This window comes from Sphingomonas sp. (genome assembly GCF_965200105.1).
In the GTDB taxonomy this organism is placed as follows: Bacteria; Pseudomonadota; Alphaproteobacteria; order Sphingomonadales; family Sphingomonadaceae; genus Solisphingomonas.
In genome coordinates this window covers 1,195,735-1,218,824 of record NZ_CBDATN010000002.1, presented here as the reverse complement: position 1 = coordinate 1,218,824, position 23,090 = coordinate 1,195,735, and the positions used below count along the sequence as shown (strand labels likewise).

At 69.4% G+C, this 23,090-nt stretch carries 23 protein-coding genes and 1 riboswitch; of the genes, 12 read left to right on the top strand and 11 right to left on the bottom strand.

Annotation, left to right across the window (positions count from 1 at the left end; all coding sequences use genetic code 11):
- Window positions 1-276: 276 nt before the first annotated feature.
- Both ACOFKX_RS07265 and ACOFKX_RS07260 read right to left on the bottom strand, forming a co-directional pair.
- Window positions 277-1,359, bottom strand: a complete 1,083-nt coding sequence (locus tag ACOFKX_RS07265; RefSeq protein ID WP_419826365.1) for a catalase family protein — start codon at window positions 1,357-1,359, stop codon at window positions 277-279.
- 23 nt (window positions 1,360-1,382) lie between these two features.
- Complete coding sequence (locus ACOFKX_RS07260; RefSeq protein WP_419826364.1) at window positions 1,383-2,477, bottom strand: L-dopachrome tautomerase-related protein; 1,095 nt, start codon at window positions 2,475-2,477, stop codon at window positions 1,383-1,385.
- Between the two features lie 451 nt (window positions 2,478-2,928).
- Here ACOFKX_RS07260 and ACOFKX_RS07255 point away from each other — a divergent pair, with 451 nt between their 5' ends.
- The 10 genes from ACOFKX_RS07255 to ACOFKX_RS07210 all read left to right on the top strand — a co-directional run bounded on the left by ACOFKX_RS07255 (window position 2,929) and on the right by ACOFKX_RS07210 (window position 14,496).
- Window positions 2,929-3,168 (top strand): acyl carrier protein, encoded by a 240-nt coding sequence (locus ACOFKX_RS07255; RefSeq protein ID WP_419826363.1) that lies wholly within the window; start codon window positions 2,929-2,931, stop codon window positions 3,166-3,168.
- Window positions 3,165-4,385 carry a beta-ketoacyl-[acyl-carrier-protein] synthase family protein gene (locus tag ACOFKX_RS07250; protein ID WP_419826362.1) on the top strand — a complete coding sequence of 407 codons (1,221 nt, stop codon included), beginning with the start codon at window positions 3,165-3,167 and terminating at the stop codon, window positions 4,383-4,385. The genes ACOFKX_RS07255 and ACOFKX_RS07250 overlap by 4 nt, the downstream gene beginning before the upstream one ends.
- Window positions 4,382-5,482: a type III polyketide synthase gene (locus tag ACOFKX_RS07245; RefSeq protein ID WP_419826361.1), complete on the top strand. Its 1,101-nt coding sequence runs from the start codon at window positions 4,382-4,384 to the stop codon at window positions 5,480-5,482. The genes ACOFKX_RS07250 and ACOFKX_RS07245 overlap by 4 nt, the downstream gene beginning before the upstream one ends.
- A gap of 35 nt (window positions 5,483-5,517) precedes the next feature.
- Window positions 5,518-6,183 (top strand): methyltransferase domain-containing protein, encoded by a 666-nt coding sequence (locus ACOFKX_RS07240; RefSeq protein ID WP_419827374.1) that lies wholly within the window; start codon window positions 5,518-5,520, stop codon window positions 6,181-6,183.
- A complete protein-coding gene (locus tag ACOFKX_RS07235) occupies window positions 6,180-7,256 on the top strand; it encodes an NAD(P)/FAD-dependent oxidoreductase (RefSeq protein WP_419826360.1) in 1,077 nt (358 codons plus the stop codon). The genes ACOFKX_RS07240 and ACOFKX_RS07235 overlap by 4 nt, the downstream gene beginning before the upstream one ends.
- Window positions 7,257-7,388: 132 nt before the next feature.
- Window positions 7,389-9,032: a S10 family peptidase gene (locus ACOFKX_RS07230; protein WP_419826359.1), complete on the top strand. Its 1,644-nt coding sequence runs from the start codon at window positions 7,389-7,391 to the stop codon at window positions 9,030-9,032.
- Between the two features lie 9 nt (window positions 9,033-9,041).
- Window positions 9,042-11,738 carry an ATP-binding protein gene (locus ACOFKX_RS07225; protein ID WP_419826358.1) on the top strand — a complete coding sequence of 899 codons (2,697 nt, stop codon included), beginning with the start codon at window positions 9,042-9,044 and terminating at the stop codon, window positions 11,736-11,738.
- 64 nt (window positions 11,739-11,802) lie between these two features.
- Entirely contained in the window at window positions 11,803-12,162 is a 360-nt protein-coding gene (locus tag ACOFKX_RS07220; protein ID WP_419827373.1) for a response regulator, read from the top strand.
- 42 nt (window positions 12,163-12,204) lie between these two features.
- Window positions 12,205-12,407: riboswitch (cobalamin riboswitch) on the top strand.
- 122 nt (window positions 12,408-12,529) lie between these two features.
- A complete protein-coding gene (locus tag ACOFKX_RS07215; RefSeq protein WP_419826357.1) occupies window positions 12,530-13,267 on the top strand; it encodes a TonB-dependent receptor in 738 nt (245 codons plus the stop codon).
- Complete coding sequence (locus ACOFKX_RS07210) at window positions 13,189-14,496, top strand: TonB-dependent receptor plug domain-containing protein (protein ID WP_419827372.1); 1,308 nt, start codon at window positions 13,189-13,191, stop codon at window positions 14,494-14,496. Before ACOFKX_RS07215 ends, ACOFKX_RS07210 begins: the two co-directional genes overlap by 79 nt.
- Window positions 14,497-14,535: 39 nt before the next feature.
- On the opposite strand, the gene ACOFKX_RS07205 is transcribed toward ACOFKX_RS07210, so the two are convergent.
- Entirely contained in the window at window positions 14,536-15,357 is an 822-nt protein-coding gene (locus ACOFKX_RS07205; protein ID WP_419826356.1) for an alpha/beta fold hydrolase, read from the bottom strand.
- A gap of 96 nt (window positions 15,358-15,453) precedes the next feature.
- Here ACOFKX_RS07205 and gmk point away from each other — a divergent pair, with 96 nt between their 5' ends.
- On the top strand, window positions 15,454-16,110 hold the full coding sequence (gmk, locus tag ACOFKX_RS07200; protein ID WP_419826355.1) for a guanylate kinase: 657 nt from the start codon (window positions 15,454-15,456) through the stop codon (window positions 16,108-16,110).
- 36 nt (window positions 16,111-16,146) lie between these two features.
- On the opposite strand, the gene ACOFKX_RS07195 is transcribed toward gmk, so the two are convergent.
- The 8 genes from ACOFKX_RS07195 to ACOFKX_RS07160 form a co-directional block, all read right to left on the bottom strand.
- On the bottom strand, window positions 16,147-16,749 hold the full coding sequence (locus ACOFKX_RS07195; protein WP_419826354.1) for an outer membrane protein: 603 nt from the start codon (window positions 16,747-16,749) through the stop codon (window positions 16,147-16,149).
- Window positions 16,750-16,897: 148 nt separating this feature from the next.
- Window positions 16,898-17,584 (bottom strand): ATP12 family chaperone protein, encoded by a 687-nt coding sequence (locus ACOFKX_RS07190; RefSeq protein ID WP_419826353.1) that lies wholly within the window; start codon window positions 17,582-17,584, stop codon window positions 16,898-16,900.
- Entirely contained in the window at window positions 17,581-17,781 is a 201-nt protein-coding gene (locus tag ACOFKX_RS07185; protein ID WP_419826352.1) for a hypothetical protein, read from the bottom strand. The genes ACOFKX_RS07190 and ACOFKX_RS07185 overlap by 4 nt, the downstream gene beginning before the upstream one ends.
- Entirely contained in the window at window positions 17,778-18,446 is a 669-nt protein-coding gene (locus tag ACOFKX_RS07180; RefSeq protein ID WP_419826351.1) for an HAD-IA family hydrolase, read from the bottom strand. Before ACOFKX_RS07180 ends, ACOFKX_RS07185 begins: the two co-directional genes overlap by 4 nt.
- Complete coding sequence (locus ACOFKX_RS07175) at window positions 18,443-19,546, bottom strand: RluA family pseudouridine synthase (RefSeq protein ID WP_419826350.1); 1,104 nt, start codon at window positions 19,544-19,546, stop codon at window positions 18,443-18,445. Before ACOFKX_RS07175 ends, ACOFKX_RS07180 begins: the two co-directional genes overlap by 4 nt.
- Window positions 19,543-19,923 (bottom strand): fluoride efflux transporter FluC, encoded by a 381-nt coding sequence (locus ACOFKX_RS07170; protein WP_419826349.1) that lies wholly within the window; start codon window positions 19,921-19,923, stop codon window positions 19,543-19,545. Before ACOFKX_RS07170 ends, ACOFKX_RS07175 begins: the two co-directional genes overlap by 4 nt.
- Before the next feature lie 38 nt (window positions 19,924-19,961).
- On the bottom strand, window positions 19,962-20,552 hold the full coding sequence (locus ACOFKX_RS07165) for a hypothetical protein (protein WP_419826348.1): 591 nt from the start codon (window positions 20,550-20,552) through the stop codon (window positions 19,962-19,964).
- A gap of 123 nt (window positions 20,553-20,675) precedes the next feature.
- Window positions 20,676-21,215, bottom strand: a complete 540-nt coding sequence (locus tag ACOFKX_RS07160; protein WP_419826347.1) for a hypothetical protein — start codon at window positions 21,213-21,215, stop codon at window positions 20,676-20,678.
- Window positions 21,216-21,751: 536 nt separating this feature from the next.
- Between ACOFKX_RS07160 and ACOFKX_RS07155 the strand changes: the two genes are divergently transcribed.
- Window positions 21,752-22,999, top strand: coding sequence for an FkbM family methyltransferase (locus tag ACOFKX_RS07155; protein WP_419826346.1), 1,248 nt, complete (start codon window positions 21,752-21,754; stop codon window positions 22,997-22,999).
- The last annotated feature ends 91 nt before the right edge of the window (window positions 23,000-23,090 follow it).

Here is a 23,090-nt window from a genome sequence, read left to right as displayed (position 1 = left end):
GGTCGAGGTCGTCGATCGCGCGGGCCGACACGCGGACGCGCAGCTCACCGGCGGGGTAAGGATCGGGTCCGGGGGGGGGGTAACGAGCAACATGTCCGGTTCGTCGGGTCGATCGAGAGCAAATCTCCGTCGCGCCATCCATACAGGCCGTCCGACGTCGGGCGGTCGCTCCCGACTAGCCGATCGCGAACGGACCTTGGCTCCTTCTCCCGGCCAGCGCCTTCACTTCACGGGCGACGCAACGGCAGGGCTTTACGGGAGTATGCCAGCACTCCGTCAAGCCGGCACATCGTCGATCCGGGCCGGATCGACCGCCGCGATGCCATTCTCGCGATGCCGGAACTCCGACAGCACGCGATAGACCTGGAGGCGGGCGCGCATCACCGATCCCAGCGGCCGGTGCTCGGCGAGGCTGTGCGCGGGGCGAAAGGTCATCTGCTCGTCGAAGAAGTGCTGGCGCGCCGCGCTGTAGGCGTGCTGAGCGGGGAACGAGATGCGTCCCACGGTGCGGTAGGGGCTCTCGCTCTCCTTCCACTCGATCGACGCGTCCTCGATCGGTTGGGTCACGGCGTCGGTCCAGAGTTGGGCGCGGATGTCGAAGGCGACTTCGTTCTCGGCGAGGAAGGTGACGGCGGCGTGGCGGAAGCCGTCCTCGTCGGCGTGCGGATCGAGCCGCCAGTTGCGGAGGTCCGCCTGCGCGGGCGTGGCGGGGAAGGCGGCGAGCTTGGCGACGTGGACGCCCCAGCGGATCGGCGCCTGGCTGAAATAAGGCTCGGCCAGAGGATGCGCGTAGGGATGGCCGAAGAAGTCGGCCATCGCGCTTTCCGTTCCGACAGCGTGGAGCAGGCGATTGAGGTTGCGCGCCGTCGACGACACCGCGCTCTTCACCAGCTCGGGCATCCCCGCCGACTTGCCGATGACGGTGCCGTCGCGCAGGAAGCCGGCGGCGGTGCCCGACGGGAAGGTAGGGCCCGTCGCCAGCACGAAATCCTGCAGGTCGGTGTCGTGACCGGGCAGCTTTTCGCCGGGCACGTCGAACACCTTGATCGCCATGCCGCGATGCGTGGAGACGCGATCACCCAGCGTCTCGCCCGGACCCTGCGCGAAGCGGACGGCGACCGGGTGCGTGCGGGGTGTGGCGAACAGCCCCTGCGCCAGCTCCGTCGGTAGATCGTCGGCGATCGTCAGCGTGCCGGTGACGAGCGCCGTCGATTTCGCGTGGCTGGCGCGCACCGCATGATGCTCGCGCGCCTCCACCTTCTCGCTTTGCTGGGTCATGCCCTGGATGATGCCGTCGATCGTCTGCTGCTCGTCGTCGGCAAGCTGCTCGATGTCGGGAGAGTAGCGGAGATAGGCCATGCTGTGCTTCTCGACTGTCGGGATTACTGGACGGGCTTGAACGCGTAGAGTTCGGTACGGATCGCGGGCGGCGCGCCGGGCTTGAACCACATCGTGTCCTGGATGTGGCTCGCCGTCAGGTAGAGCGTGCCGTCGGTTCCTTCGGAGAAGGTGTCCGGCCAGCGCAGCCGCTTGTCCGTCAGCACCGTCTCGACGCTCGAACCGTTCAGCCGCTTGACCGAATAGTCGGTCGGCGAAGTCAGGTAGAGCGTGCCCGCCTTGCTCATCCAGATCCCGTCCGTCACCTGCGTCTGCGCGACGGTGCGCACCGCGCGGACGCGATCCTGATCGCTTACGCCGTCGCGCAGCAGCGTCGTGTCGATCGCATAAAGCGTCCTGCCGGTCAGCGCCTGCCAGTAGAGCGTGCGCCCGTCCTGGGAGATCGCGATGCCGTCCGCCGCGAAAGCGGGCTGGCGGCCGTCGGGACGGCGCAGCGGCTTGCCGTCGAGCGTGACGGTGACGGCCTTGTCAACCTGCGTCACGTGCGCGCCGTCGAGTGTGCGCCAGCTCTTGCCGGTCTGAAGGTCGACGACGATGATCGCCCCGCGCGTCCCGCTATCCGTCACGTAGCCCATGCGCCCATCGGGCGAGAAGCGGATGTCGTTGAGGTAGGTGCCCTGCAGCGCGACGGTGCCGGGGATCGCGATCACCTTCGTCACCTGATTGGTTTTGAGGTCGATCTTCACGAGCTTGGGCGCGCCCTCCAGGATACGCTCGTTGCCCGGCGCGCCGGCGTCGACGACCCACAGGTGGCCCTGCCCGTCGGGCACGATCGATTGCACGCAGACGAAATGATCCGCGACGGGCAGTTCGTTGGCGCGCGCGTTGCGCCACTCGTTCCAACGCGCGTCGGGATAGGGGCGGAGCGCGCCGCCGGGCGCGACCTCGGCCACCGATATGGGCGCGTCCTCGGTCCAGCGTGGAAAGTTGACGAAGCGGCGGCCGTCCGCCGTCGCGGCGACGCCCGTCACCTGATGGTCGAAGCCCGCCACCCGCTCCAGCGCCGGCGCCGCCCGCGCGGCTCCGCTCGCCGTCGCCAGCACGCAAGCCGCCATCGCCGTCCGCCACATCCTCGTCATCCTGCGTCCTCCTGTCGTGTCATGCCGGGTGCTGGCCCGCGAAAAGGGTGGCCAGCAGCGCTCGTGTGCGGTGCGTCGGCCTTCTTGGCGATCGCCGGCGCCACCAAGACCAAGTGGAGGCGCCGTCCGGCCAGCCACGGATCAACACATCGGACGCGCGGCCCATCCGTGCCGCCGTGCTCGCATACTCGATCAGCAGGTCGACGGCCCCGACGCTCGCCATGTTCGCTTCCGCACCCTAGGTTTTCGCCTGTCGAACCCGGATGCGGCGGGTCCGTTCCTTAAACGGGCCGGATCAGGCTGTTACAGCCACGGCCGCACCCCGGCGTGGGGATCGGCGAATGGGCTGGCGGCCGAGGGGCTTGCGCAGCGTCCCCGGCTGACGGCCGCGCCATCGCGGATCATCGCCCGGCGCGGACGGTTATGAGCTAATCTAATTAGAGGTTCAGTCATGCCGCCGTCCCGCGACGATGTTCTCGCGATCATCTCGGAAGAAGCGCGGATCGATCCGGCGAAGCTGGAACCATCCGCGACGCTTGCCTCGCTCGGCATCGCGTCGCTCGACGTGGTCAGCGTGCTGTTCGCGGTGGAGGATCGGTTCGGCGTGGAGGTGCCGGTGGAGGCGCTGGGCTCGGCCGAGACGCTCGATCAGTTCGTGGACGTCATCCTGTCGAGGATTGCGGCGGCTTGACGGTCCGCGTCGCCGTCACGGGTCTCGGTTGCGTCAGCGGGCTCGGCCAGGGCATCGCCGAGACGTGGCGGCGCGCGGTGGCGGGCGAGAGTGCGATCGTCCCGTTCGCGCTTCCGCGCGGCGAAGACGCGCGCGCGAGCGGCCCCGCCGCGCCCGTCCACACCCTTGATGCGACGGCGATGGAGGCACGCTTCGGCGCCCGCGCGATGGCGCAGCTCGATCCGCTCGCCCGCTTCGCTGTCGTCGCCGCTCACGAGGCGCTGGAGGACGCCGGCCTGATCGGCGATCCGGTGCTGGCCGAGCGGACCGCGATCCTGCTCGGCTGCGGAAGTGGAGGCAACGCGACCTTCGAGGCCGCCTACCGCCGCCTCTACGAGCGCCACCAGGCCAAGGTGCACCCGCAGACGATCCCCGCCGCTATGGCGTCCGCGCCGGCGAGCCAGCTCTCGATGCTGTTCGGCGTGCGCGGTCCGGCGATGGTGCTGGCGAGCGCCTGCGCGTCCTCCGCCCACGCGCTCGGCGAGGCGATGCACATGATCCGCGCCGGCCGGGTCGAGGTGGCGGTTGCGGGCGGCGCGGAGGCGTGCCTGACGCTCGGATCCTGGGTCGCTTGGGCGTCGCTTGGCGCGATGGCGGGCGATACCTGTCGTCCTTTCTCGGCCGGGCGGCAGGGGCTCGTGCTGGGCGAGGGCGCGGCGGTCCTGGTGCTGGAGGCGTGGGACCGCGCGGTGGCGCGCGGCGCTCTAATCCACGGCGAGCTCGTCGGCTACGGCGCGACGAGCGACGCCGCGCATCTCACCGTCCCCGATCAGGCAGGCATTGAATCCGCGATCCGCGCCGCGCATCGAGACGCCTGCTTGGCGTCCGACGCACCGGTGCTGATCTCCAGCCACGGTACCGGCACCCGCCTCAACGACGCCACCGAGGCGGCGGCGCTGCGCGCGGTGTATGGCGAGGCGTTGCGGGCGAGCCTGGTGATCGCGACCAAGTCCGCGCACGGCCACCTGATCGGTGGCTCGGGTGCGCTGGAGTTCGTGCTCGGGCTGAAGGCGCTGGCGACCGGCGTCGCGCCGCCGATCCTCAACCATCTCACGCACGACCCGGCGTGCGACCTGCCGCTGGCACTGAAGCCGACATCGATCGCATATGAGCATCTCGTCTCGAACAGCTTCGCCTTCGGCGGGCTGAACGCGGTGTTGATCGGCAGGCGGGCATGACTGCGATCGCCCACATCAACCGTGTCGCGACGGCGGTGCCGCCACACGAGGTGCACGATGCCTTCGTGGCGTTCGTCGCCGGGACGATCCCTGACGCGAAGCGCCGGCAGGTGTTCGAGCGGATGGTCGCGCGTGCGGGCATCGAGCGGCGCTTCTCCTTCCTCGAACCCGTGCTGCTGCCCGACGGCCGCATCACGGACGCGCAGGGTTTCTACGGCCTGGACGCGTGGCCGGGTACCGGGGACCGCATGACCCGCTACGAACGCTGGGCGCCCCGTCTCGCCGGGAAGGCGATCGCCGGGCTCGATCTCGGCGAGGAGGAGAGGGCGGGAGTCACCCACCTGATCGTTGCCTCCTGCACCGGCTTCATGGCGCCGGGACTCGACCAGGTTATCGTGCGGGAGAACGGCCTGTCGCCAGGCGTCGAGCGGACGCTGGTCGGCTTCATGGGCTGCTACGCCGCGGTGAATGCGTTGCGGCTCGCGCACCACATCGTGCGCTCGACCGCCGAGGCGCGGGTGCTGGTGGTGAATGTCGAGCTCTGCTCGCTACATTTCCAACGCACCGAGGATCTCGAACGCCTGCTTTCGATGCTGCTGTTCGGAGACGGTGCCGCCGCCGCGCTCGTCACCGCCGAGCCGGCCGGCATCGCGCTCCAGGACTTTCGCGCCGCGACGATCGCAGAAACCGCGCACTCGATCACCTGGCGGATCGGCGAACAGGGATTCGACATGCACCTGGGCGGCGAGGTGCCGGGACATATCGGCCGCGCGCTTGCCGCCGAGCTGGCCGCGGGTGCCGCTGACGGGTTGTTGCGCGGGCGATCACCCGAGGATTACGCGCTCTGGGCGGTCCATGCGGGCGGTCGGTCGATCCTCGACGCGGTGGAGCAGGGTTTCGACCTGCCGCCGGACGCGCTGGCGCCCTCGCGCGAGGTGTTGCGGGCCTTCGGCAACATGTCGTCGGCCACGCTGATGTTCGTGCTCGCCCGGATGCTGGCGCAAGCGGACGAAGCGGAGCGCGCCGGTTTCGCGGTCGCTTTCGGACCGGGCCTCGCCGCGGAGAGCTTCCGCTTCACGCGATTGGCGCGGCGGTGAGCCGCTTCGCCACACGCTCGGCCGAGCTGGAGCGCATGGACGCGCCCGATCTTCCGGGCGAAACCTTCGCGGCCGTCCTCGCGGACCTGTCGCGCGTGAACGGCGTCACGCGGGCGCGCCCGCCGACGCTCGCGTTCATACGCCGCGCGCTTCGCGACGTGCCGCGCGACACGCCCGTCACCATCCTCGACGTGGGCTTCGGCGACGGCGACATGCTGCGCGCGATCGCACGGGCGGAGAGAGCCCGGCCGCTGCGGCTGATCGGCTACGACATCAATCCGCGGAGCGCTCCCGCCGCCCGCGCGCGGACTCCGGCGGACCTGCCGATCGAGTACCGGACTGGCGACGCGTTCGCGATCGGGTCCGCCCTCCCCGTCGACCTAATCGTCAGTTCGCTTGTCGCGCACCACATGACGGACCGAGAGATCACGCTCTTCCTCGGCTGGATGGAAGCGCGGGCCGTTCGCGGCTGGTTCGTCAACGATCTCCACCGCAACGCGATCGCCTATCATGGCTTCCGGTTGCTGGCGGCCACGGCGCGCTGGCATCCCATCGTCCGCCACGACGGGGCGGTATCGGTGACGCGCGCCTTCACGCGCGCCGAGTGGCGGTCGCTGATCGTGCGCGCCGGGCTTGATCCCGCGAGCGTGCGGCTGCGCTGGCACCTGCCGTTCCGCTGGTGCGTGGAGCGGCTGCGATGAGCGAGGCGGTGGTTGTCGGCGGCGGGATCGCCGGCGGTGCGGTCGCGACGCTGCTGGCGCGCGCGGGCGCGCGCGTGACGCTGCTCGAACGCGAGCGCGAGCCGGTCGACAAGGTTTGCGGCGAGTTCCTGTCGGGCGAGGCGCAGCGCACGCTGGCGTCGCTCGGCGTGGACCTCGACTCGCTCGGCGCGTCCCGTATCGCGACGCTGCGCCTCGCGTCCGGTGATCGTATGGTCGAGGCGCCGCTGCCCTTCGTCGCGCGCGGCCTCACGCGCAGGCGCCTCGACGCCGCGCTGCTCGATCGCGCCGCCGGTGCCGGCGCCCGGGTAGAGCGTGGCGTGACGGTGCGCGTGCTCGCGGGCGGGCGGCTCGACACCACGGCCGGCACGCTCGCGCCCGCCACTTTGCTCCTCGCCAGCGGCAAGCACGAGGTGCGCGGCGCCACTCGCACGAGTGCCGGCTGTGACACCGGCTATGTCGGTTTCAAGACGCACTGGCGTCCGACGCCGCGTGCCCGCGCGGAGCTGCGCGGCATGATCGACGTCGTGCTGTTCGACGGTGGATACGCGGGCTTGCAGCTCGTCGAGGAGGGGCTCGCCAATCTCTGCCTGCTCGTCACGCGCGAGCGCCTCGATCGATCGGGTGGCGGTTGGGCGGGGTTGTGGGAGTGGCTCGTCCGCGAGCCTCGTCTCGCCTCGCTGCTGGGCGACGCCGAGCAGGTGACGCCTAGGCCGCTGGCCATATCGGGCGTGCCCTACGGCTTCGTCCATCGGGGTGCCGACGGGCCGTTCCGGCTCGGCGACCAGGCCGCCGTGATCCCGTCCTTTTGCGGCGAGGGAATGGCGATCGCGCTGCGTAGCGCCACCATTGCCGCCTCGGTGCTCGCCGGGGGCGGGGCGCCGGGTGACCACCATGCTCGGCTACGGCGCGAAGTTCTGCCGCGCGTGCGCCTCGCCATGGCGGTGCAGCGTCTTGGACAACGACCGTCCTCGCGCTTCCTGCTGTGGCACGCGCTCCGCCTCGCGCCCTCGCTCGCGACGCGGGTCGCCCGACTGACGCGGGTGCCGCAGTAGCGTTCGCCCGGCGGCGCTACCCGGCAGCATCGCGACGGAAGCGACGGGTCGCGCAACGCCATCCGAGCGGCGCTGTTGCACGGGCGGGCGGCAGGGCGCAGGAAGCGGCAACGCCCCATCTCCAGAGGCCTCATGTCCGCCACGCGCCTGTTGCTTGCTCCGCTCGCCATCCTCGGCCTAGCCACCGCCGCGCAGGCGCAGGAGACGCCCGGCCCCTCCACGCAGAAGAAGCCCGACGCCTCGAACACCGCGTCGCCCGATCGCGGCGTGCTGTTCCGCCCGGAGGCGGTGACGAGCGAGGGCAGCGTCGCGGTGGGCGGCAAGTCCATCGCCTACCGCGCGGTCGCCGGCACGATCGTCGTCCACCCCAAGGGCTGGGACGATGCCGCCTGGCGCGAGGCGCCGTCCAAGGAGCTGGATGAGAAGAAGGACGCGAAGGCCGAGGCCTCGATCTTCTACGCCGCCTACTTCAAGAAGGGCGCGCCGTCCGCCGGACGACCGATCACCTTCCTCTACAATGGCGGGCCAGGCTCCTCGACCGTGTGGCTGCACATGGGCGCCTTCGGACCCAAGCGCGTCATTACCGCCGACGACAGCCATACGCCGGCCGCGCCCTACAGCCTCGTCGACAATCGCTACAGCCTGCTCGACGCGACCGACCTGGTCTTCGTCGACGCGCCCGGCACGGGCTTCAGCCGCATCGCGGGCAAGGACAAGGAGAAGGCCTTCTTCGGCATCGACGCCGATGCCTACGCCTTCGACGAGTTCGTCAAGGCGTTCCTGGGCAAGTACCAGCGTTGGAACTCGCCCAAATATCTGTTCGGCGAAAGCTATGGCACGCCACGCTCGGCGGTGCTGGTCAATCAGCTCACCACCAGGGACGATATCGATTTCAACGGCGTGATCCTGCTGTCCCAGATCCTCGACTTCAGCCTGTTCGCCGGGCTTCAGGGAGCTAATCCCGGCAACGTCGAGGGCTATGTCACGCAGCTTCCGACGATGGCGGCAACGGCTTGGTACCACAACCGCGTTCCCGGCGGCCGACCGCCGGCGCTGGAGCCCTTCCTGAAGGAGGCCGAGCGGTTCGCAACCACCGACTATGCCGCCGCGCTGATGCAGGGTGCGGAGCTCGACCCTGCCACACGACAGTCGGTGGCCGACAGGCTGGCGCGCTTCACCGGCCTGCCCGTCGCCTATATCCTGAAGGCCGACCTGCGCATCGACGGGCCCACCTTCTCCAAGCAGCTCCAGGCGGCGGAGGGCACCACCACCGGCCGGCTCGACACGCGCTTCTCGGGGCCGGACCTCGATCCGCTCGCCAAGGACGCCGACTATGATCCACAGTCGGCGGCGCTGAGCTCGGCCTATGTGAGCGCGTTCAACGATTATGTGCGCGGCACGCTGCGCTACGGCCGGGACGAGACGTTCAAGCCGAGCATCGACGTATTCGGACAATGGGACTGGAGCCACGCCGCGCCGGGCGGGCAGGCGCTCAAGATGGTCGGGACGAGCGTGCTGCCCGATCTCGCCTCGGCGATGAAATATGATCCGCAGCTCAAGGTGATGGTGGCGGGCGGCTACTACGATCTCGCAACGCCCTATTATCAGGCCTGGTACGAGATGCATCACCTGCCGATCCCCGCCAATCTGCGGTCCGACATCGAGTATCACTTCTACCCTTCGGGCCACATGGTCTACGCGCACGAGGAGTCGCTCCATCAGCTGCACGACAGCGTCGCGGACTTCATCCGCAGGACCGATAATCTCCGCCACTGATCGGACAACATGCTTGACCGGACGGACGAGCGCGGGCTTACCGCGCCCGCCGCGCCGTCGACGTGCGAGGGAAGCTTGAAGCCGGTCCACTACCATGACGTCTTAAACCTCGCCGCCACCGTCACCGGCCGCGAGATCGCCGCCCGCGACTGGACGCGCAGTCCGCTGGGCCCAATCGAGAGCTGGCCGGCGCCGCTACGCTCGCTGCTCGCGATGATGCTCGCCTGTCCGACGCCGATGTTCCTGGCCTGGGGCGAGGAACTCACCGCCTTCTTCAACGACGCTTACCGGCCGATCCTCGGGCGGCGGCTCGACGGCGCGCTCGGCCTGCCGTTCCGCACGCTGTGGGGTGATATCTGGGACGATATCGGTCCGCTCGTCGACGCGACGCTCGCTGGCGAGAGCCGGCGCATGGTCGACATGCCGCTCGATCTCGCGCGCGCAGGCCTGCCCGAGGAGAGCTGGTGGACCTTTACCTATTCGCCCGTGTTCGACGACGCCGGCGCCGTCGCCGGCCTGATGTGCGTCACCGGAGAGACGACTGACCGCATCCTCGCCGAGCGCGCGCGCGACACCTCGGCCGAGCGGCTCCAGCTTGCCCTGTCGGCCGGCGATACCGTCGGCACCTGGGACTGGGACGTGCCCGCCGACCGGATCGTCGCCGATGCCCGTTTCTGCTCGCTCCACGGCGTCGACCCCGAACGCGGCAGCGAGGGCGTGCCGGTCGCCGAATTTCTCGCCTGCATCCACCCGGAGGATTTGCCGCGCGTCCGCGCCGCGATCGGGCACGCCCGGCAGGCGGGCGAGGTGTTCCACGAGGAGTATCGCATCGCCGATGCCGCCGGCGCGGTGCGCTGGGTCTCCGCGCAGGGACGTTGCGTCTATGACAGAGACGGACGTTGCATCCGTTTTCCGGGCGTCAGCATCGACGTCACGCGACGCGTGGCCGACGCCGCCGCGCTGCGCGCCGCAAAAGAGGAACGCGATTTCATCATCGCGCTCACGGTTCGGCAGCGCGAACTCGACACGCCCGAGGCGGTGCTGCGCCTCTCGCTGGAGGAGCTGGGCCGGCGGCTCGGCGTCGACCGCACCGGTTTCTACCGCCAACTTCCCGACGGGCGCGTCCGCTACGGTCCCTGCTGGACGAGCGGCGGCATGGAACCGCTGCTCGGCGAGTTCGCGCCGGATCGGTTCGGCGTCCGGCTGCGGCGCGCGCGCGAGGCGGGCCGGTCGCTGAGCTTCGTCGACGCGGCGCGCGATTCCGCTGGCGGCCTCGACGAGCTGGCGGCGACGGGCATCGTCTCGGGCGTCTGCGTGCCGATCATGCGGCACGATGAGTTCGAGGCCAACTTCTTCGTCCATCACTCCGCCGTCAGGCCATGGTCGGCAGGCGAGATTTCCCTGATCCGCGAAGTTGGCGAACTCACCATGCTCGCGGTGGAACGCGCCGAGGCGACGATCCGGCTGAAGAACCGGCTCGATCAGCAGGAGAGCGCGCTCGCCGCGGCGGCGGGCGAGCTGCGCGATCAGGCCGCCGGGCGCGCCGCCGTCGAGAGCCAGCTCCGCCAACTCCAGAAGATGGAGGCGGTCGGCCAGCTTACCGGCGGCATCGCGCACGACTTCAACAACATGCTCGCGGTCATCATTGGTGGGCTCAGTCTGATGCGGCGCCGGCTGGAACGCGGCGAGACCGACCTCACCAAATATATCGATGCCGCCATGGACGGCGCCACGCGCGCGGCCGCGCTTACCCAGCGGCTGCTCGCCTTCTCGCGACAGGCGCCGCTCGCGCCCGAGCCCACCGATCTCAACCGCATGATCGGCGGGCTGACCGAACTCCTCACCCGCACGCTCGGCGAGCAGGTGCTGCTCGACGCGGTGCTCGCCGCCGGCGCCTGGAAGGTGAAGGTCGATCCCAATCAGCTTGAGAATGTGATCGTCAACCTCGCGGTGAACGCGCGCGACGCGATGCCGGACGGCGGCAAGCTCACTATCGAGACCGCCAACGCGCACATCGATGAGGACTATGCGGCGGAGGAGGGCGTTCGGCCCGGCCAGTATGTGCTGATCGCCGTCACCGATACGGGCACCGGCATGACGCCCGACGTCATGGCCCGCGCCTTCGATCCCTTCTTCACCACCAAGGGCGTGGGGAAGGGCACAGGCCTCGGCCTCAGCCAGGTGTTCGGGTTCGTTCGCCAGTCCGGCGGGCACGTCAAATGCTACTCGGAAGTCGGGCACGGCACCAGCTTCAAGATCTACCTGCCGCGCTACTTCGGTGACGTGCCGGCCGTACGTCGGCACAAGGCGGCAGTATCGCGCGCGCGGGGCGGTAATCCCGGTGAAGTCGTTCTCGTGGTGGAGGACGAGGAGCGGCTGCGCAACTTCACCGTCGAGGCGTTGCGCGAGCTTGGCTACACGGTCGTTCACGCCAGTGACGGCACCGAAGCCCTAGCGATGATCGAGGCGGGGCAGGCGGCGACCTTGCTGTTCACCGACGTAGTGATGCCGGGCATGACGGGTCGCCAGCTCGCCGACGTGGCTCTGGAGCGTCTGCCGGGCCTCAAGCTGCTCTACACGACAGGCTACACGCGCAACGCCGTCGTCAACAACGGGACGGTGGAGCCCGGCACCCACTTCCTGCCCAAGCCGTTCGGGATCGATCAGCTCGCCGCGAAGGTGCGCGAGGTTCTCGATCAGGATTAATTTAGGTTATGCGGGATCGACCCTTCCGCGCATCCGTTGGCAACGGGCGACGGGAGTGACGAGTATGTGTCATGTGCTCATCATCGAGGACGAAGCGCTTATCGCGCTGTCGATCGAGATGACGCTGGAGCGCGCCGGGGCGACGTCGTTCGACATCGTGGCGACCGAAGCCGACGCGATCGCAGCGGCCCGCGCGCAGCGGCCCGCGCTGATCGCTTCCGACGTGAGGCTCGTGCAGGGGACAGGCCCTCGCGCGGTGGAGGCGATCCTGCGGGAGGGCGGCCAGTTGCCGGTGATCTTCATGACGGCGACGCCCGAGGAGTGCGTGCCGTGCGATCCGCCTGGCGTCGTCCTTACCAAGCCGGTCAGCGACGAGCGCCTGACGCTGACCTTCCGCGACTTGGTCGGCGGCCTGGTAGGCTGAGCGAGAGTCGCGGCCGGGCTTGTCCGCTCGGACCGGGCGCTCTAAGGCGGCGAGGCGACAGGTTCCCGGAGACGGGATGAAAAGGGAACCCGGAACCGAGGCGATCTGCCTCGCGAGCCGGGGCTGCCCCCGCAACTGTGACTGGGGAGTCTCTCCCATCCGCGCCACTGGACGCCAAGTCCGGGAAGGCCGGGAGAGGCGTTGAGCCGGGAGCCAGGAGACCTGCCCGTCGCGGTCTGTCCATCGCGCGGACGGGGTGAGCCGGGCGATCGAGGATTTTCCTCGCGTGACGACGCCATTGGGGGTCGTGCGCGAACTCGCTTTCGCGGCATCGTCGGACGTCCCCCGCAGCGAGGGATGTTTATCAATGCGAATCTCGACTTGCCTGCTCTTCGGCGCCGCGTGCGCCGCACCCGCTTTAGCCCAAACCAGCCTACCGGCGTCCGACCGCCCCGCCGCTGCGCAGTCGGCGGCCGGACTGGCCGACGCCGCTGCGTCGGGCGACCAGATCGTCGTCACCGCCGATCGCACCGCGCAGCCGCTCTCGCGCGTCGGCCAGTCGATCACCGTCTTCGACGCCGACACGATCGCCACCCGGCAGGCGGTGAGCCCGCTCGACCTCCTGCGCCAGGCGCCGGGCGTCACGATCGCGCAGAATGGCGGGCCAGGCACCGTCGCGTCGGTGTTCATCCGCGGCGCCAGCAGCGAGCAGACGGTGGCGCTGATCGACGGCGTCAAGATCAACGATCCGTCGACGCCGGGAGCGGGCTTCGATTTCTCCAGCCTCCTCATCGGCAACATCGATCGCATCGAGGTGCTGCGCGGGCCTGCCTCGGTGCTGTGGGGCAGCCAGGCGATCGGCGGCGTCGTGAACCTCATCACGCGCCAGCCTACCGACCGACTGGCGGTCAACGTCGCGCGCCGAGGGCGGGCGCTACGGGACGGGCCAGGGATTCGCCAACGTCTCGGACCGGGTCGGTCCGCTGTCGGCGAGCGTCGGGCGGCGGCTATTATCGCACCGACGGCATCTCGGCGTTCGACGGCGGGAGCGAGCGCGACGGCCTCCGCAACATCGCCGCCAATGGCAGCTTCAACTTGGCCTTAGGCGACGCCGTGTCGGTAGACCTGCGCGGCTTCTACTCGCGCAACCGCACCGAGATCGACGGCTTTCCCGCGCCCGCCTACGTCTTCGCCGATGACGGCGAGCATGCCACCTCGCGCGAGTTCGTCGGCTATGCCGGACTTAACGCCGCGCTGCTCGAGGGGCGGCTCCGCAACCGCCTCAGCTTCGCCTACACCGACAATCGCAACCGCGACTATAATCCAGACGATCCCGTCAGGCTGACCTTCGCCGGCAACGGTCGCAACGAGCGCGCCGAATATCAGGGCATCTTCGACATTGCCGATGGCAGCCAGGCGACGTTCGGCGCGGAGCACGAATATTCGCACTATAGCTCGACGAGCTTCTCGAGCTTCGGCGATTTCGGCAGCCGGGGCCACCAGAGGATCGATAGCGGCTACGCGCAGCTGGTACTGACGCCAATGGCGGGGCTCACCGCGACGGGCGGCGTCCGCTACGACCGTCACAGCGCGTTCGGGGGCCATGTCAGCTACTCGGGCAGCGGCGTCTACACGCCCAACGGCGGCGCCACGACCATCCGCGCGAGCTACACCACCGGCTTCAAGGCGCCGTCGCTCTACCAGCTCAACAGCGAGTACGGGAACGATGCGCTGCGGCCCGAGAAGTCGAAGGGTTGGGACGCCGGCGTTGTGCAGCGTGCGCTGGACGGGCGCTTCGAGACGTCGCTGACCTACTTCCGCCGCATCTCGCGCGACCTGATCGATTTCGCCTACTGCGCCGATCTGACCGGCCTGTGCGCCGATGGCCGCTTTGGCTACTACGACAATGTCGCGCGTGCCCGCTCGCAGGGGGCGGAGTTCACGGTCGCGGTAAAGCCGGTGGACGCGCTACGGATCAGCGCCAACTACACCTATCTCGACGCGCGCGACCGTTCGCGCGACGGCCTCAGCTTCGGCGACCGGCTGGCGCGCCGTCCGTCGAACAGCGTGACGGTGAATGGCGACTACACCTGGTCCTTCGGTCTCTCGGCCGGCTTCACCGTCACCCATGTCTCGTCGAGCTACAGCTCGCCGGGAGAAGTGAACCGGCTCGCGGGCTACGTCCTGGCCGACCTGCGCGCCTCCTATCCGCTGGGTCGTCATGTCGAGCTCTTCGGGCGCATCCAGAATGTCGGCGGCGAGCGATACGAGACGAGCCTCCAATATGGCCAGCCCCGCAGGGCCGCCTATGGCGGTGTGCGGCTGACATATTGAGGACGAGGGCGGCCGCCCAGCCAGGCGGCCGCTCCAGTCTTAAATAGAGAGGAAGTTCAGCAGGTCGCGCGTCAGCCGGTCGGCGGCGGTGGCGAACAGGCCATGCGGCTCGCCTTCATATTCGACGAGCGAGGCGCCAGGGATGCCCTTGGCCGCGGCGCGGCCCGTGGCGTCGATCGGGACGGTGGCATCGCCGGTGCCGTGGACGACGAGCGTCGGCACGGTGAACGCCGCGAGATCCGGCCGGAAGTCGGTACGGCCGAAGGCGTCGATGCAGTCGATCGTGGCCTTGGGGCTTGCCATCACGCCCAACATGAACGTCCAGTCGAGCACGCCCGGGCTAACCGGGTGGCTGACGAGTCCGACCCCATAGAGTCGCTTACCGAGGGACTGGAGGAAGCCGAAGCGATCCTTGCGGACCTGCATGCGCATCTCGTCCAGCTTCTCGCCCGGTACGCCATGCGGATTGTCGTCGGTCCGGAGGACGTAGGGCACGACGGATGCGACGAGCGCCGCCTGCCGCACGCGCGAGGCGCCATGGCGCGAGAGATAGCGGGCGATCTCGCCGCCGCCCATCGAGAAGCCGACCAGCGTGACGTCGCGCAGGTCGCCCTCGTCGATCACCGCCGCGAGATCGTCGGCGAAGGTGTCGTAGTCATACCCCGACGCCGGGTGCGCGGACTGGCCGAAGCCGCGCCGATCGTAGGTGACGACGCGGTAGCCTGCCTCCAGCAGTGCCAACGTCTGCCACTCCCACATGTCTCCGGTAAGCGGCCAGCCATGGATCAGCAGGACGGTCGTGCCGGAACCGGCATCCTTCACGTGCAGGTTGACGCCGTCGCGCGTGCGTACCGAAGGCATGGGCTCGTCTCCTTGGGCTCTGGCCGCCGACCAACCTCCGGCCAGGCCCGCCGTTCCGCCGATTGACGCGTGGCGGCACCGACGCCAGAAGCGGCCATGCTCGACGATCGCCGCCCCCGCCACGAGACCGAGCGGCACAGGCGCGGGCTGTTGTTAGTCGTCTCCTCGCCTTCCGGGGCGGGCAAGTCGACGATCGCGCGCAAGCTCATCGAGGCGGACGCCGACATCGCGATGTCCGTCTCGACGACAACGCGGCCGCCGCGTCCGGGCGAGATCGACGGCGTCGACTACCGCTTCGTCGACGTAGCCGCGTTCAAGCGGATGGTGGCCGAGGATGCGTTCCTCGAATGGGCGCACGTGTTCGACAATCGCTACGGCACGCCGCGCGCGCCGGTGGAAGTGATGCTCGCCGACGGCCGCGACGTGCTGTTCGACATCGACTGGCAGGGCGCGCAGCAACTCTACCAGCAGGCGGCGGGCGACGTCGTGCGTGTCTTCATCCTGCCGCCATCAATGGCGGAACTGTCGCGGCGTCTGCACGCGCGCGCGACCGACGCGGAAGAGGTGATCCAGCGCCGGATGCAGCGTGCGGTCGCCGAGATCGGCCACTGGGACGGCTACGACTATGTGCTGGTCAACGACGATGTTGAGCGCTGCTTCGCCCAGGTTCGTCTGATCCTGCGCGCCGAGCGGCTGCGGCGGCATCGCCAGAGCGGGCTCATCGGCTTAACCCGCTCGCTGATGCGAGGATAGGCGGAGGCGACGCGAGCGGCGCCGCCTCCGATACGATTACTTGAACTTCACGCCCACGCCGAGCATCGCGCGCTGCGTCGCGGTATGATCGTTGTAGTTCGCGTACACATATTGCGCGCTGACGTAGACCGGCACCGGCAGGGTCATGTTCGACGGCGAGAACTCGACGCCGCCGCCGACCTGATAGCCGTCTGTCCGGCCATGATTGTAGAAGCTCGTCTCGCCAACGGGCGCGTCGAAGCGCTTGCGCTGCTCGGCGACCGCGTAGCCGCCCTTGCCGAACACCAGCAAGTCCGGCGTGACGAGGAAGCCCCCGCGAGCCGCGACGCCGAACTCCTCGAAGGTCTTGTGGCACACCGTGCCGCCGATCACGCCGCTCGAGCAATTCTCATTGCCGTGGTTCGGGTGGAAATAGCTGCCCTCGGCGCCCACGACGAAGGCATCGTTGATCGAACCGTCGAAGCCGACGGATGCGCCATAGCCAAACTTGTCGTTGTGATTGCCCTGCGACTGGAAGCGTTCCCCGCCGACATTGCCCTCGACGCGGATGCCGCGAAACTGGGTAGTGATGTCCTGCGCGCTGGCGGCCTGTGCCGAGATCGCGGCCGCCGCCGCGGCGACGAGAAGAGAAATGCGCATTGGTGTCTCCGACTTCCTTTGGTCCCTGCGGGCGGCACAATCGGTCGGCCGTCCCGATGTTCCGCAGGTGTGGGCCGATGAGGGAGCAGTGTTGCTGCGGTGCAACAAGAACGTGACGGGCGGTTCCGATTTCCGAAGATCGACGCGGTCAGAGCAGCGCCAGGAACCGGGCAGCCGCGCGGAACGCGGCGCGGCGATCCTCACGCGCGGCGACGGCGAGCGCGTCCTCGCCCCATGTCTCGGCCTGCCACAGCTCGTCAAGTTCGGCCGCCCGCCACGCGTCCTCCTCGCGGACGGCCGCCTCGGCGAGCGCGAGCGCGATGACGAGCGATCCCGACAGCGTGGTGAGCGGCGACAGCGCGGCGAGGTGGAAGGCATCAAACGCCGTCACCGCGCGCGCGAGCCGTTCGACGGTCGCGGCGGGCTGCGCGACGTGGATGATGCCGCTGGTCACCGCGAAGGCCACGTCGTAGCGTCCTCGCGCCCAGTCGAGCAACGGGTCCCACTCCGTCGCTTGCCGCGCGACGAGGCTGGCCGGCGTATTGGCGCGGTAGCAGGTGAGGTCTGTCTCGGCATAGGCGGCGAGACCGTGCGCGAACTTCGCCAGATCGGGCGCGACGCGGTCGACCGCCGCATTGGCTAAGCCGGTGAGCGGCATTGCGCGCGGATCGATGCTGCCTCTTACCGCGCGCCACTCTTCCGCGACCGCGTCGGCCAGCGCCACGGTCGGCAGCGCGAGTTCGGCGCGCGCGGGCGTTCGCAGCGGCCGGCCGTCGAGCCTGACCGCGCGCTCTTCGATCGTCACGTCGGTCCAGAAGCGCCGCTGGCCGGTCATCGCGGGGTGCGCCAGCGTCGCACGAGAATGGCTGGTACGAGCACCGCGCCGGACGCGCCCAGCACTGCCAGCACCGCGCCGACGCCTGCGCCGCCTTCCACGGCGCCACCCAGCAACGCGTAGAGCCCGACCGCCAGCAGGATGGCCCCGCCGATCCGCAGCCCGAGCAGGATCGCGACGCGGTCGCGCGCGGTCACGTCACTGCCCGGCACAGCGCGAGCAGTTCGGCAGGATCACGGGCGACGGCGTCGGCACCGGCAGCGAGCAACTCGTCGGGCGCATGATAACCCCAGGCGACGCCGATCGCGCGTACGCCGGCAGCGCGCGCCATGGCGATGTCGAAGCTCGTGTCGCCGATCATCGCGGTGGTCGCGGGGGTCGTGCCGGCTTGCGCCATGGCAGCGTCGAGCATCGAGGGGTCTGGCTTCGAGGGGTGGTGATCGGCGGTCTGAAGGGTTACGAAACGATCGCCGATGCCGTGCCCCGCCAGCGCCAGCGCGAGCCCGCGATCGGACTTGCCGGTCGCGACGCCGAGTAGCCAGCCGTCCGCCGCCAGCAAGCCGAGCGCATCCAAGATGCCATCGAACAGCGGCTCCTCAACCTCGCCGTCGTCGCGGAGCCGTTGGAAGCAGCCCTTGTACCGCTCTGCCAGCACGGCGTGGACGGCGCCTCCGCCGGTGGGGTGCAACCGCTCCATCGCCTCGAACAGGCTCAGCCCGACGATCCGGCGCGTCTCCGCACGGGGTGGCGGCGGCAGGCCAGCGCCGACAAAGCAGGCATCCATCGCGGCGCAGATGCTCGCCTGGCTGTCGATCAGCGTGCCGTCGCAGTCGAAGACGACGAGCCGGCGAGGCGCGCTCATCGTCCGTCGGCGCGAGAGCGGCCGCGCCGCTCGCCGCGACGCTCCCGGCGGCGATCCTTGGCGGCGTGGGCGGCGGCGCGGCGCTTGCCCTCCGGCGTCTCGGACGGCTTGACCTCGTCGAGCTCCAGCGCGTCGCCTGCCGCCGGATCGAACCCCAGGTGCGCCAGGCTGTCGGCAAAATGCGAGGGCGGCTTGGCGGTGACGTCGATGCGGCCGCCATCGGGATGGTCGATGCGGATGCGGCGCGCGTGCAGGTGCATCTTGCGGCTGATCCCGCCCGTCAGGAACGCGTCGGGCCCGCCATATTTGCCGTCGCCCACGATCGGGTGCCCGATCGCCGCCATGTGGACGCGGAGCTGGTGGGTGCGGCCGGTGAAGGGCTGGAGTTCCACGAACGCCGCGCGATTGCCGGCGCGCTCGATCACGCGATAGCGGGTGCGCGCGGGGCTGCCCGCCTCCTCGCTGACATGCATCTTCTCGCCGCCGGTGCCCGGCTGCTTGGCGATCGGCAGGTCGATGAGCCCATCGTCGGGGGAGGGCACGCCGGCTACGATCGCCCAATAGACCTTGCGCGCGGTGCGGCTGGAGAAGCTCTTTGCGAACGCGGCGGCGGCCCGTGCGTTGCGCGCGACGAGCAGCGCGCCCGACGTGTCCTTGTCCAGCCGGTGGACGAGCTTGGGGCGGCCCTCCGCGCCGAAGCGTACCGCGTCGAGCATCCCGTCGAGGTGGCGCTCCGTCTTGGTGCCGCCTTGCGTGGCGAGACCGGGCGGCTTGTCCAGCACCAGCGCGGCGTCGTCGCGATGGATCACCATCGCTTGGACGAGCGCCGCGTCGTCGGGGGAGACAGGGCGCGGCTCGCGGCGGCGGGGCGGCGCGTCCGGGGCGGCGGGCTCGGAGGGAGGCACGCGGATCGTCTGCCCCGCCTCGATGCGGTCGCCCGGCGCCACCCGCTTGCCGTCGACGCGGAGCTGGCCGGTGCGCGCCCAGCGCGAGACGATGTTGAAGCTCGCCTCCGGCATGTGCCGGCGGAACCAGCGATCGAGGCGGATGCCGTCGTCGTCCGCCTCGACCATGAAGCTGCGCTCGGTTCCGGCGGTCATGCCGGCAACAGCCGTACGAGCGCCAGCCCGGCGACGAGTAGCAGGATCGCGCCCGCCGCCGAGCTCGCGACATAGCCGAGCGCCAGCGCCGCCTGGCCGCGCTGGATCATGTTCACCGTCTCCAGGCTGAAGCTGGAGAAGGTGGTGTAGCCGCCGAGCACGCCGACGGCGCCGAACAGGCGGATCGGCTCGCCGGCGGGCGAGGGGTGGCGGGCGAGCAGGCCGACGAGCAGCCCCATGAACAGGCCGCCGGTGAGGTTCACGAAACAGGTGCCCCACGGCATCGCCGGCCCGAGCAGCGCGAGCCCTGCGCGCCCCGCGAGGTAGCGCGCCGCGGCCCCCAGCGCGCCGCCGATCATGACGAGGAGGAGCGGCATCGCCGCCCCCTAGACCGGATCGACGGGGGGCGGAAGCCTCAGCCGGTCGCCGCCCAGACGAGGTCCACGGGGGTCGTGCCGCCCTGGGGCGCTCCCGCCATGATGTAGAAGGCCGCCGCGCCCCTGGTGCCGGCGAGCACCTTGTCGCCGCCGGTGTCCGCGCGATCGGCGGTGTAGCCGCCGGCCTTCGCCTTGCCCGCGTACCAGCCGAGCGCCGCGTCGGGCGTCCCCCTGACCGCGTAGCTGACGATGCGGATCGCGCAGCCGCCGTCGTGACCGGCCGCCTCCGTGATCGTCGCGTTCGGGGCGGCGGGGAACTCGGCCGGGAGCTTGCCCGCCCACGCCTTGTCGCTGCCGAGCTGGCTGCCGTAGCGGCTGAGGCAGGCGCCGTCGCCCGCCGCCGAAGCGCGGGCCGCCATGCTCGCCGACGCCGTCCGGGTCCTGCCGCCGGCACGTGCGGGATCGACGCGGATCGCCTCGCGCAGCGACTTCGCGCCCTTGCTCTCGGGCGTGACGGCACCGTTGACGAGTTCGTTGTCGACGGCGTCGAGCGCGGTGCGCTCGGGCTTCCTGTGACACGCGGTGGCGGCGATCGTGCAGCCTACTGCCAAGATGATGCGCCAGTGCATGGCCTGATCCCCTTTTCCGTGTCGCCGCATAACCCGGATGTCGGCCGCGCGCCGTAGCGACGTCGCGGTTAACGTCCCGGATCGGCTCACCCGCCGGGATTGGACCTCACCAGAAACGTCGCGTCAGCTCCCGCTGACCAGGAAGCGGCCCTGCGATCCCGTGCCCTGCGGCGCGACCTGGAGCGCGAGATGCTCGGAGCCGCTATCCTTGGGCTTGGTCGCGGCGAATTGCTGGCCGCCGGCGGGTGGCACCTCGCGCCAGCCGCCGCGCTTCGCCGCGTCGCGATAGTAGGCGATCACCTGCGCGGGCGCGGCGGGAGCGGTGAAGCCCATGTCGACGGTGCCGTGCCCGTCGCCGCCCGAGCCGTCGCCGGCGGCGCCGACGATCTTCATGCCCGTCAGCCGCGTGCCGGGCTGGAGCGCGATCCCGTCGAGCCCGGGATTGCCCGCACTAAAATTGAGCCCCGGCACGTCGAGCTTGGCCGAGAAGCCGGGCACGTCGATCGCCAGCGCCTGCGCCGCGTTGCCCGCCGGGCCGCCCTCTCCGGCGTTGCCGGGATTGGAGAAGGCGATGCTGACGGTGCGGGTGTCTTCCGGCGCCTTTTCCTTGTGACCGCAACCGGCGAGCACGACGAGCGCGAGGAGGGCGGCGGAACGGATCATGCGAGCCTCGGATGCGGGAGGAGGAGGACGGCCAATGCGGCCCGGGGGGCCACAAAGGGGCGGCGAAGTTGACGAAGTTGACGAAGTTGACGCCACATCGACCCCCGGCCCGCCTCGGTGCGGGAGGCGAGGTGTCGCGACGGCGTACCGCGGGTCCGGAGGAGAGATGCGCGTGGAGACATTCCATCAGACCGTGACACGCGAAATGCTACATTTCCAGCAGGATCGTACGCCGATGCTGAACGTGTCAGCCCCGCAATATGGTGGCAAGGTTAGCCGACGAGGAGCGCCATCAAGTCGGCGGCGCTTTCACCTTCCCCCCGGTGGCGCCGCCGACCGTCCCCGCGCGCCCGCCGAGACGCGGCATGGCGCGACGTCATGGCGATCTTCATCATGTTTCCCGGCTGGCGGCGCGAGCGGCTCCACAGCCCGAGGGCGACGACGGGGCCGCCGCTTGTGGTGACACTTGGTTGCCTTGCCGGGGCCACGAGAATCAGCCATGCGCGCCTCGGCGAGGGTGGCGTGGGGGCCGGGCGATGCTGAACCCTGAACTGGGTGAGCCAATCGACGTAGATGAGCGTCCGACCATCGTTACGCGTCTGGGCGCTGCTGGCCACGCGATCTACGGTCCGTACGAGAGCCTCCCGGCCGGCGATTACTTCGTGGACTTCTTCGTCTCCCTCAGGTCGCCGAAGCCGTTCTTCGCGTCGCGAACTTGTGCGGTGCTAGATATTGTGTGTCGTCAGGGAAAGGACGTGCTTACGACGGTCAATCTCTCCTGGAACATGATAAGCCCGACCAGGACGCGATTTCGCGTCCTCTTTTGTGCCGGGAAGCCTGGTCGTTATGAGTATAGGTTGTGGACATCCGGCAAGGCAATATTGCATGCTGAACGAACCGCTCGCGCTTATCGCGTTCTAGGCGATGGACGCGACGAATGGGACACGGAGTTTCCGCGTCCGACCAACGGCACACCGTCGGCACTGATCGAGCAGGAGGCAGAGCTGCGCGCCTTGAGCCGTCGCGGGATGCGCGTGAACGTGCAGAATGACAGTGTCGTGGTCACCAGCGGCAAAATCTCGTTCCTGGTGCAAGAGGATGATGACCTTAAGCTTGTCGGCGAGGTCGTTCATGACGACGTGTACAGGTTCTCCACGTTGGGGGACGTATGCGTCGTCGACGTCGGCACGAACATCGGATTGGCGTCCCTCCTGTTCGCGTCACAAGAAAACGTCGTCGAGGTGCATACGTTTGAGCCGTTCGCCGACACTTACGACAGGGCGGCAGCGAATTTCGCCTTGAACCCGCGTATAGCCGGCAAGATTCACCAGTATTCCGTCGGCCTCTCGAACAGCGACTGGGAGGGTGCGGTCGCGCTTGACGGTGGCGGCGATACGGGCGCGCGGAGCGTCGTTGCGGGCGGAGCAGATCAAGCGCCCGAGTGCGTGGCGTCGGCTCCCGTGGTGTTGAGGGATGCCGCGCCGACATTGGAACCGATCCTCGTCGACGCGAAGCGGCGTGGCTTGCGAACGGTCGTCAAGATCGACTGTGAGGGATCGGAATTCGATATCTTCGAGTCGCTCGCTGCCGCGTCGATGTTCCACTGGATCGATATCCTGATGGTCGAGTGGCATGCGATGTTCGAGGACAGGACCAAGGAGGATTTGACCGGCGTCTTGAAAAAGAGCGGCTTCGTGATCTTCGATCGGTCTCCGCCTTCGGGTAACGGTTTCTTCTACGCCGCGAAGATGGCGGCAGGAGAGGCATGGGCTCAGCCAGGCTGACGCCGGTCTTGCGGCTGCTTGCGCTGGCAACCCCATGACGAACTGCCACGGGTCGCCACGCGCCGGCCCGGAAGAACCAAGCAGCTGCGCG